Source organism: Psychrobacter sp. 1Y6 (genome assembly GCF_052258385.2).
Lineage (GTDB): Bacteria > Pseudomonadota > Gammaproteobacteria > Pseudomonadales > Moraxellaceae > Psychrobacter.
Genome location: NZ_JBQQEW020000003.1, coordinates 1 through 8,114, shown reverse-complemented (window position 1 = coordinate 8,114; position 8,114 = coordinate 1). Strand labels below are relative to the sequence as shown.

General features: G+C 39.5%; 8 protein-coding genes and 1 pseudogene. 8 read left to right on the top strand and 1 reads right to left on the bottom strand.

The genetic code is table 11. From position 1 onward, the window contains the following. Positions 1–45 precede the first annotated feature (45 nt). Both ACTXGF_RS27210 and ACTXGF_RS27205 read left to right on the top strand, forming a co-directional pair. A complete protein-coding gene (locus ACTXGF_RS27210) occupies positions 46–591 on the top strand; it encodes an MbeB family mobilization protein (RefSeq protein WP_443535660.1) in 546 nt (181 codons plus the stop codon). A 3-nt stretch (positions 592–594) separates the two neighbouring features. After that, on the top strand, positions 595–1,167 hold the full coding sequence (locus ACTXGF_RS27205) for a hypothetical protein (RefSeq protein ID WP_443535661.1): 573 nt from the start codon (positions 595–597) through the stop codon (positions 1,165–1,167). A 290-nt stretch (positions 1,168–1,457) separates the two neighbouring features. On the opposite strand, the gene ACTXGF_RS27200 is transcribed toward ACTXGF_RS27205, so the two are convergent. Next, complete coding sequence (locus ACTXGF_RS27200) at positions 1,458–1,775, bottom strand: hypothetical protein (protein WP_443535663.1); 318 nt, start codon at positions 1,773–1,775, stop codon at positions 1,458–1,460. 558 nt (positions 1,776–2,333) lie between these two features. On the opposite strand from ACTXGF_RS27200, the gene ACTXGF_RS27195 reads away from it, so the two are divergent. The 6 genes and pseudogenes from ACTXGF_RS27195 to ACTXGF_RS27170 form a co-directional block, all read left to right on the top strand. After that, entirely contained in the window at positions 2,334–2,897 is a 564-nt protein-coding gene (locus ACTXGF_RS27195) for a peptide chain release factor family protein (RefSeq protein ID WP_201551807.1), read from the top strand. A 280-nt stretch (positions 2,898–3,177) separates the two neighbouring features. Beyond that, positions 3,178–3,768 carry a tetratricopeptide repeat protein gene (locus ACTXGF_RS27190; RefSeq protein ID WP_443535665.1) on the top strand — a complete coding sequence of 197 codons (591 nt, stop codon included), beginning with the start codon at positions 3,178–3,180 and terminating at the stop codon, positions 3,766–3,768. Positions 3,769–3,985: 217 nt separating this feature from the next. Beyond that, complete coding sequence (locus ACTXGF_RS27185) at positions 3,986–4,867, top strand: replication initiation protein (protein ID WP_443535667.1); 882 nt, start codon at positions 3,986–3,988, stop codon at positions 4,865–4,867. Positions 4,868–4,988: 121 nt separating this feature from the next. Continuing rightward, positions 4,989–6,947: a hypothetical protein gene (locus ACTXGF_RS27180; protein ID WP_443569819.1), complete on the top strand. Its 1,959-nt coding sequence runs from the start codon at positions 4,989–4,991 to the stop codon at positions 6,945–6,947. A 184-nt stretch (positions 6,948–7,131) separates the two neighbouring features. Further along, positions 7,132–7,464: a plasmid mobilization protein gene (locus ACTXGF_RS27175; RefSeq protein ID WP_443535658.1), complete on the top strand. Its 333-nt coding sequence runs from the start codon at positions 7,132–7,134 to the stop codon at positions 7,462–7,464. Continuing rightward, positions 7,454–8,114, top strand: a pseudogene (locus tag ACTXGF_RS27170) (relaxase family protein); the annotation flags it as partial. The gene ACTXGF_RS27175 and the pseudogene ACTXGF_RS27170, both read left to right, overlap by 11 nt.

The window sequence follows — 8,114 nt, the reverse complement described above, 5'->3', positions numbered from 1 at the left end:
AGAACCCAGCAGGGAAACGAAATATCAGGCTGACAGGCGGATTATATGAGCGAGATTTTAACTTTAGCAGCGAAATTCAAAACACAGTCACAACAGCAAGCAAAGACTATCGAGCAAGAAGTACAGAACGCTACGACGCAGCTAAACAGCTTTATGACAGCGAAGTTGGAAGAAAGCGAGACTATCATCAAGCAAGGCATGGAAAGCCTAGACACCAGCAACGAGCAGTTGCTAACCATGTTAGCAAAACATCAAACCGATATGTCTACAGCCCTCGAAACCTATACGAACAACGTCCAAGCCCATACCACAGAACATTTAGAGCAGTTCGCAGAAGAGATGGAAAGGACGATAGAAGCCTACACACAGCACATCAAACAACTCATAACGCAGCGAGAAGACCGGATAGCGCAGGTTATCAAATCAGAAATGAAAAAATGGGTGATAGTCACCAGTATCGTCGCAATCACAGTAATGATGTTCGGCATGCTCATAGGGGGAGCGTTGGTCAACAAATTCTCAAAACCGACCTATATCAATCCACCGCAGCAGCCACCGTCACAACCGCAGATCGACTACAGTCAGAGGTAAGTCATGGACAAGAGACTACTAGAGCAAGTACAGCAAGCCCTACAAGCGCAGCAGGACACGATCAAACGCCAAGAGCAGATGCTAGACGATCAAGAGCGATACACACAGCAGCAGCTACGCAAGAAAGACCAGGATATAGCCGAATTGACAGCCTTATTGAACAAATTGGCGCAGACGAAGATACAAGAGTTGGAACGCTTACCGATATTGTTCAAAGAGTTGCAGACTTCAATGACAGAACAAACAAGCGTGTTCAGTGGTTGGGTACAGCATCGGAAAAATCACGCAACAACGCAATCAACGTTGATAAGCGAGTTACTGGCATTAGGGAACGTACAAATGCAGCTCGTAGCGCAATTAAAGACGTATCAGAGCACGATAACACCGCCCGATTATCTAAAGAGCGATACGATGCAATTAGAGAGCGATACAGTGAGATTAGAGGACGAATTGAAGGAATTAGTGAACGCACAGATCAAAATAGAGCAGTCACAAGCGAAAATAACCGGCTCGCAGACAGGAATACAGACGGAATTGAAGGAATTAAACAGGTTGCTGGACAAATTAGAGAGCTGATAAAAGCTAAGGAGCAAGAGCTTGAGCGTGCTAGAGCGCACACAAGATCACAATCTCCAAGCATGGGGCGCTAGCTAAGCCAGAAAATAATAAAGTAAACAATGAAGCTATAGTTCGATGCCTCTACAGCGCACCAATCACAATTTGATGAGATAAATCCAAGTTTTGACGCACCTCGAAATAGTTAGACCATTAGCAAAAACTGGTTGTCGAAGTTAATGTTGAGTGTCTTTATCATGGTGTCATAAAGACGCTTATTTTTATTTCTAATATGTGATGACTATGACTTCTTAATAATCATCACATTTAGCATCGCGAATAACTTTTTCTGTAGGATCATCCCACGACCTCATGTTAGAGACTCTATAACGCGAACATTTACCATAATGACCGATATACCTAGTTGTGTGTCGATCATCATTTATCACCATATCTATAGCATCTCGTTCGGTTTCTTGAGTAGACCAAAGGCATTGAATTGGTCCACATGCTTTCCAGTTTCCATTCGGTGTTTCCCATGTAAGAACCGTACCTGTATCGGCTAGTGCTGCACTTGAATAAAGTGCGCTAAATAGAATAACTGCTAAGCTTAATATTTTCGTTTTCATGTAAACCTCCATGCTTACATTTATAATTGTAGGAGTTCAATACCGCAAAAGAGAAATATTGAATTTAACGTAAAATTATAAGAAAACGCATTATCTTGCTGAAGTATTCAGTACTAGTAATATATGAATTTATATGAATATTCAAGCCTTTCTTAATTTAATCAAGAATATCTATAGTTTTCTTTTCTCTCATCTTGCCTACTGATAAAATGAAAAAAACCTCGAATTATCACTTTTTTTGGACACTGTCTGGACACCATATAAAGACAAAATAATATAATAAATCTCAAAAACAGATACTTAGAAAAAAATCATCCTCAAGGGTGGCTTGAGGATAATTCTAGTGTTCATGAGTGATTGTACTGAAAACACTTAATCCACAGACGACAGTTTGGGTTCTAGTATAGGAAGGAAACTTCTACTTTCGCGACAAGTTCGTTATAAATGGTTCTATTATACTAGTCTGTTTTAAGTGGTCTGTTAATAGGTTTGAAGGGCAAAATAACTGGTTACCTTGGGGTATACTCTACGCTAACTATAACTTCATAAGGATTTTAAATGCCAGATGCCTATATGGAAATTTACACCGAACATCAAAGTGAGACTTGCTTAGAATGGGTAAATAGCATGGTTAAAATGCTGATGGACTTCCACGAAAACACAAGAGGATTAAAATGGTCAGGGGTATATTCAGAAACTTACCAAGGTAAAGGGTACACTTTCGTCCATCTTTCTACTTTACTCAAACACAGTGAAAATGATGCTTATAAATTACTTTTTGATTTTATTCAAGAACGATGCCTGTTACTCATTAAAGATCGCCCTGATAACTGTCATATCTTATTAACTCCGCAGTCCTCAACAGATTACAAAGATGGTTTGGGTCTAGGTAATAGCCAGACTACTCAAAAATTCATCCAATTTCCTAATGTTGGAGTAACTACTTCAAGGTTTGCAGGTTATAGACGAATAGAGGTCATCATGGCACATAAAAAAACTGGGTTTAGTGTCATTGCTAACGATCATAGAAGTCAGATTGCCAATACAGAAATAGCAGGTCAGTATCTGTATTCTAGAATACAGTTTTATAAATATTTACCTAAGGAGGCTATTTGGCATTAGAACATTTTGATATTCAATAATTATACACTATCAATTCACACGACGAGTATCACTTGAAGTACACTGCCATTATTTAGATAACTCTAACCATTGCTATCACTATCCTACAGCCGAAGATTCGAGTCCTCACTAGGGAACCATGCTTATTCTCATAAAGGTGGATTATGGTAAATGGTTTTAGGGGTGAAAAGTCATCGGCATACGTGCTCGGAAATAGACCTGCTATCATGGCATTAACGCACAAATGCATACTCCAAAAACTAATCAACAGAGGCACGCCATGACCTTTCTAAATACCTCGTTAGTAAGTAAACCCCCACTATTTTTAGTCGCTGCAATGCTATCTGTGTCAGCAATGGCCGCTGATTTTGATCAAGTCCAACGATTGGCTAATCAAGGGGATGCAGAAGCTCAATATAACCTTGGAGTGATATATGCCCAAGGCAAAGGCGTGCGTCAAGATTATGCTAAATCATTGGAGTTGTATCAGAAATCAGCTAATCAAGGTGATGCTTATGCTCAATATAACCTTGGAGTGAGGTACGACAATGGCACAGGCATACGTCAGGATTATACTAAAGCAGTGGGTTGGTATCAAAAGTCGGCTGATCAAGGATATGTTAAGGCTCAATTAAATCTTGGTAATAGTTATTACAAGGGTAACGGCGTGCGTCAAGATTATACTAAAGCAGTGGAGTGGTATGAAAAAGCGGCTGATCAAGGTGATGCTTATGCTCAATATAACCTTGGAGTTATGTATAACAATGGCAAAGGCGTACGTCAAAATAAAGCTACTGCCAAAGAATGGTTTGGAAAATCTTGTGACAATGGTGATCAAGATGGATGTGATCTCTACAAACATTTAAATTAAAGATATAGTGCTGAGTCTTGAATAGTGTGGCTTTGCGGAGAAGTTGCGAATTGACGAAATAAGAATGAGAGCGTAAACTCAAATGCTAGAAACGACTAACCCCCAGTGCTACCAACACTAGGGGTTAGATGAATTTTAATCTGTGTCAGCAGATATAAAACCCATTTTTCGATACGGACATTTTATATCAGCAGGCGCACCAACACAAGTGTGCGTGATGTTAATACTACCGGAAATATACGAAACATTCCCTCATAAGCCCTATTGCACCGATGATTTAGGTAATCTTGTCATTCGTCCTAGGCAAACTGCCGTCAAAATGCGGTACATACAGCACAACCCTCCTTCTATGACCCACTTCATCTGCTTAGATGTTGATCATAAGCATGGCGCAATGCGTTGGGCAGAAGAACACCTACCACCGCCACGATGGACAAGCCAAAACCCCTCAAATGGACATGCTCATATTGTTTATGAGCTAAAAACACCTGTTTGCACTAGTGAGCATGGCAGCCGAAAAGCTTTAGACTATCTCGCTAAGATACAAGCAGGGCTTGTCAGAGAGACAAGAGCAGACCTCGGCTATACCAACTTCATTACCAAAAACCCGATGCACGAGCACTGGCGTACTGAAGTATGGACAAAAGAAGCCTATGAGCTGAATTATCTAGCGGAGTTCGTTGATCTTAGACCCCTAACGAACAAAGAAAAAGAATATGGGCTTGGCAGGAACTGTACCCTGTTCGATACCGTTCGCCATTGGGCATATTCTGCGATTAGAGAGCATCGAGGTAAGACTTGGGAGCAATGGTATAACTCAGTGCTTAAACATGCTCAAAACGTAAATATGATGTTTTCAGAGCCGTTACCGTACTCAGAAATTAAAGCTACTGCAAAAAGCATTGCTAAATTTTGCTGGAAGCGTGATGGATATCACTACAATGAGTTTATCTATCGCCAAGCAATCAAAGGCAGTAAGGGCGGCAAGGTATCTAAGCGTAAGCCTGACCCCACATCAGAGCAATCCACTAAGCCTTGGGAAGCCCTAGGTATTTCGAGAAGAACTTACTACAATTATAAGAAATTAGGAAAACTCTAAAGTTTGCACTGGATAAGCCTAAATCAGATAACAGCCCATTATCGCTAGTTCCTTCGTTCAGGTTATTCCTTGCTTCTTGTTTGCTTATATTAGTTTACTCTACTTCATTTTAGGTTATCTTATGCATCCTTTAGATTCTAGTCGTACCGTCTTCCATTCTATCCATGATATGGCTGGTTCTTATAATCTCCAGAAAGGTGAGCATGTTTTGAGAAGTGCTCTTAAGATGGAATATTCTGACATTAATGAAGTCCTAGAACTTTATCACATAAGCCAATATCTGGATGCTGGACTCTTTTTACCATCTTGGACACCTGAGGAGCTAGATACTTTTCAAAACCGTGTTTCTTCCTATAAGAAAGTTATTGGCAGGTTCTTCGCTAATCTTGATGATACTAATGTCGAATGTTTTTTTAGTAGTGTTATACATAGCTATGTGAGTTCATTTTGGCAAATTTTTAATGATCAGAACGTTTCTAAACGAGTATCAGCAAGTGTGCTTGAGAGAATCCTAATTTCAGAGCCTGTTCTTATAAAAACTTTTCTACTTCATTCTAAGTTAGTGGATAAATACTCTCTAGCCCTAAGGGATTTTTTGTTAGTTAATCCTAAGTCTGCTGAGATACTACTTTCAATTTATGAAGTTAATGACCCGCTTAATAAGCCTAAAATGCTGCTGCCTAGGTCTTTAACTCCCAACGACAAGGAGTTAATACTGTCTAATTACTTAGATTCGGATAGCGTGAATTTAAGTTATGCTCTAATGATTAAAAATATGAGGACTAGAAGTGATCTCAAAGTATCCGATAAGACTAGGTTGAAAGCTAAAAATTGCTACTTAAATGAGCAGAAGCGTCTACAAGAAAGTAATACATTGCACATGCATGAATTTGGGGTGTCTGTAAGATTTGAAGAGGGTATTTCTGAGCATAAGCAAGCGTCAAGGGATAAAAACGTTATAAATTATTTATACAGTCTAGATTACATTGCTGATAATGCGCATCCTTATATGCTCTTTTCGAATTTCGAATACCTATTTGAATATGTTGATCTTCAAAAGAGGATAAGACTAGTAGCTAATGAGAAAGACTTGGGTGTCCTTGAGTTATTTATGAGCGTTAGCGCACAAGATGAGTATAGAGGTGGGCTACCTTTCTCAATATCTGAAATGACTTCACATGCTCAGATAGTCGTTTATAGTCAATGGGTCAACAAGCTAGACATATCATTAGAAAGTATAATTCATCACGTATTTGAACATTCATTCCAGGAAAAATACAATTTCGCAGATAATGCAAAATTTTCCGTTCCTACGGCAACAACATTTCTAGAGAAAGTTAGATTATTGGCACCAGAGTTCGAGTCCCTTCTTAAGCAATTTAAGCTTTTCGTAGAAGAAGGGCATATTGACTTTGATCTTTTGCAAATATCATCTTCTCCGTCCTCAATAGCAGATATTCCTAGCCTCAATGAAGATAAATATATTTATCTAAATGAAAAAAACCACATACTAATGCAATGTCTAAATATATTTTTCTCGAACCAAAGAAGTTTGAACTATGTAAAACCTCATCAAGAAAAAGAATACGACAATTTTTTTGAGCTATTGAGAAAAGAGAACGTGAGGTTTAGCGACTATGAGGAATACCAAAAGCCTGAACTCAAATACCTTATAGATAATGGATTTATAGCCATCAATAAACAGGACCTTATAGTAGTTAATAATCCTATGAGGCTAATCTTACTTAATGATTTATATTACAACGAAGTAGGATCGCTCTATCATTATCCAGTTGAATACCGTCAGGAAGCGAAACAAATGGTTGTTGACGATATAGCATATTTTGAAAAAACATTGTTTTCTAAGCCTGAGCAGTCCTATTTCAATTATTGTTTAAATAAAAAAGAGTTTACAAACGGTCTGGATTTAAGAAATAGTTATTTGCATGGGACACAACCTAATCATAGCGAGGTCAACACACATGCGAAAGCTTATTTTATTTACTTAAAGTTGATATTCCTAGCGCTTTTAAAGATTGAAGATGATCTGAATTTAAATATGCTTCAGAAAGATATTTAAACAACTAGAAAAGAACTGTTCTGCTATTTTCCTTTCTTATTTATTTCATAAGCCAGCATATACCGTGGGCACAATATCCACTACGTTACTATTGACCCAAGGCATGCCGGTAAGGGGAAACCCCTTAACCCCAACCCCTCACAAAAAGCCGTGAGGGGTAAAAAATAGCTATAGCGAGGTTAAAATGGCAAGGACGAAATGGCTAAAAATCAGAGTGTCGGATCAAGAAATCGCAGACATCAAAAAGCGGACAGGCTCGCATGATATGTCTAACTACGTTCGCAAGTTGGTACTCGATCAGCCGGTAGCCGCGCCTGAACCAAAGACTAAAAAAATCGTACACAGTGCCGATCCCGAATTGGTGCGAGCCATTAATCGCATTGGTATCAATATTAACCAAATCGCCAAGCAGACCAACACAGGGCAAGAAGTCGGTAACGCTGTATTGATGGCCTTACTTAACTTGCAAACCACGCTAGACAAAGCACTAGCATCGAGCATGCCTGATGATCGTTAAATTCTTCACGAATGGTACAGGTGGCAGTAAAGGCGTGTTTGATTACTTGCTTAACGACAAAGAGCAGCCAGACGGCAAACGCCTTGGTGCCGAAGTATTGAGGGGCGACATAGACAACCAAGCCTTGCTCATTGATAGCCTCGACTTCAAACAAAAATATACCAGTGGTTGCTTATCGTTCACTGAGACAGCCGACCAAGTCACTGTAGAACAAAAAAATGCCTTGATGGACGGCTTTGAGCAGACCATTAGAGCAGGGTTAGACGTTGATAGAGTAAGTGTTAGCTGGATTGAGCATCGAGATAAAGGCAGGTTAGAACTGAATTTTGTCTTTGCTAACGTAGATTTAGAACACGGCAGAGCATTTCAGCCCTATGTCCATAACGTCGATAAGCGCAGAGTCAACGCATGGAAAGACATGCAAAACATCGAGCATGGTTTTACAGACCCCAATGACCCAGCCAACAAGCGGCTCATGGCACAGCGTGACAACTTACCAAGACAGGTTAAAGACGCAAGACAAGCCATTACTGACGGTCTACAAGCATTGGTGATTGAGGACGTAATTACCAATCGTGCTGATGTTGTCCAAGCATTGACGAGTAGTGGCTTTGAGATAGCACGAGAGACGGATAAAGCGATCTCTATCA